The 2047-nt window shown below is 44.6% G+C and carries 2 protein-coding genes; both read left to right on the top strand.

What is annotated here, in order from left to right; translation table 11 throughout:
- The coding region (locus tag J663_RS18340) for a dihydroxy-acid dehydratase (RefSeq protein WP_033851420.1) at window positions 1–884 on the top strand (884 nt) is incomplete at its 5' end.
- Window positions 885–899: 15 nt separating this feature from the next.
- On the top strand, window positions 900–2047 hold a 1148-nt coding region (locus J663_RS18335), incomplete at its 3' end, for an aldehyde dehydrogenase (NADP(+)) (RefSeq protein ID WP_033851418.1).

The raw sequence follows: 2047 nt of genomic DNA, 5'->3' as shown, positions 1-2047 counted from the left end.
AACGTGTTGGAGAAAGCATCCCGCTCATTGTGAACTGCATGCCAGCGGGCAAATATTTGGGTGAAGGTTTCCACCGTGCCGGTGGTGTTCCTGCTGTTTTGCATGAATTACAAAAAGCGGGTGTATTACACGAAGACTGTGCATCAGTCAGCGGTAAAACAATAGGTGAAATTGCTAAAAATGCAAAAACCTCAAATGCCGATGTCATTTTTCCTTATGAACAACCTTTGAAACATGGCGCTGGTTTTATTGTGCTCAGTGGCAACTTCTTTGACAGCGCCATTATGAAAATGTCTGTAGTGGGTGAAGCATTTAAGAAAACCTATTTATCTGACCCAAGTAGTGAAAATAGCTTTGAAGCACGTGCAATCGTTTTTGAAGGTCCCGAAGACTACCATACCCGAATTAATGACCCTGCTTTAAACATTGATGAGCATTGTATTTTGGTCATTCGAGGCGCTGGAACAGTTGGCTATCCGGGTAGTGCGGAAGTTGTAAATATGGCCCCACCCGCAGAATTAATTAAAAAAGGAATTGACTCTCTGCCTTGCCTAGGCGACGGCCGTCAAAGTGGAACATCTGCTAGCCCTTCTATCCTAAATATGTCACCTGAAGCTGCGGTAGGGGGCGGCATTGCTTTATTAAAAACCAATGATCGTTTGCGCATCGATCTAAATAAACGCTCCGTAAATGTCCTCATTTCAGACGAAGAGTTAGAAAAACGCCGTCAGGAATGGAAACCCACTGTCTCTACATCTCAAACGCCTTGGCAAGAAATGTATCGCAACATGGTAGGTCAATTATCTACTGGCGGTTGTTTAGAGCCTGCAACGTTATATATGCGTGTGATCAATCAAAATAACCTGCCACGGCATTCTCATTAATTTCAGGATTCTATTATGACCATTATCGGACACAACTTTATTGGCGGTTCACGTAGTGCACAAAGTTCCACTTTACTAAAAAGTTTAAATGCAACGACTGGTGAAACTTTGCCTTATGAATTTCACCATGCAACCGAACAAGAAGTCAATCAGGCCTGTGAAGCAGCCAGCCAAGCTTTTAAGACTTACCGTCATACATCACCTGAACAGCGTGCTACCTTTTTAGAAAATATTGCCGATGAACTCGATGCTTTAAGTACAGATTTTCTAGAGACTATTTCGCAAGAAACCGCTTTGCCACTTGCACGTTTACAAGGCGAACGTGGTCGTACCAGTGGGCAAATGCGTCTGTTTGCTAAAGTGTTGCGTCGTGGTGACTTCTTAGGGGCGCGTATTGATACAGCTTTACCTGAGCGTCAGCCTTTACCGCGCCCAGACTTGCGACAGATTAAAATCGGTGTTGGTCCTGTGGCAGTCTTTGGGGCAAGTAACTTTCCTTTAGCATTCTCAACTGCGGGTGGTGACACAGCGTCGGCACTAGCTGCGGGTTGTTCTGTGGTAGTCAAAGCGCATAGCGGACATATGGCCACAGCAGATTTTGTGGCTCAAGCAATCGAACGTGCAGTAGAAAAATCAAATATGCCTAAAGGCGTATTTAACATGATCTATGGTAATGGCGTGGGTGAACCACTGGTGAAACATCCTTTAATTCAGGCTGTAGGTTTTACTGGATCACTTGGTGGTGGTCGCGCTCTATGTGACATGGCAGCAGCCCGCCCACAACCGATTCCAGTGTTTGCTGAAATGAGCAGTATTAACCCGATGTTGATGTTGCCAGAAGCCTTAAAAAACCGTGTTGAAAAAATTGCACAGGACTTGGCAGATTCAGTCGTTTTAGGCTGTGGTCAGTTCTGTACCAATCCAGGTTTAATCTTAGGAATTAAATCAGCCGAGTTTACTCAGCTTATTAGCAACCTAACCGAAATTATGGGTGGCAAACCTGCACAAACTATGCTGAATGCCGGAACATTAAAAAGCTATACCGATGGTCTTGAGCACTTAATTGAGCATCAAGGCATTAAACATTTGGCAGGTCAAACCCACCAAGGCAATCAGGCACAGCCACAACTGTTTAAAGCGGATGTTGAGTTGTTACTGGCAGG

Origin of the sequence: Acinetobacter sp. 826659 (assembly GCF_000588515.1) — a bacterium.
In the GTDB taxonomy this organism is placed as follows: domain Bacteria; phylum Pseudomonadota; class Gammaproteobacteria; order Pseudomonadales; family Moraxellaceae; genus Acinetobacter; species Acinetobacter pittii.
Note: the sequence above shows the minus strand (reverse complement) of the source record. Positions and strands in the feature narration are given on the sequence as shown.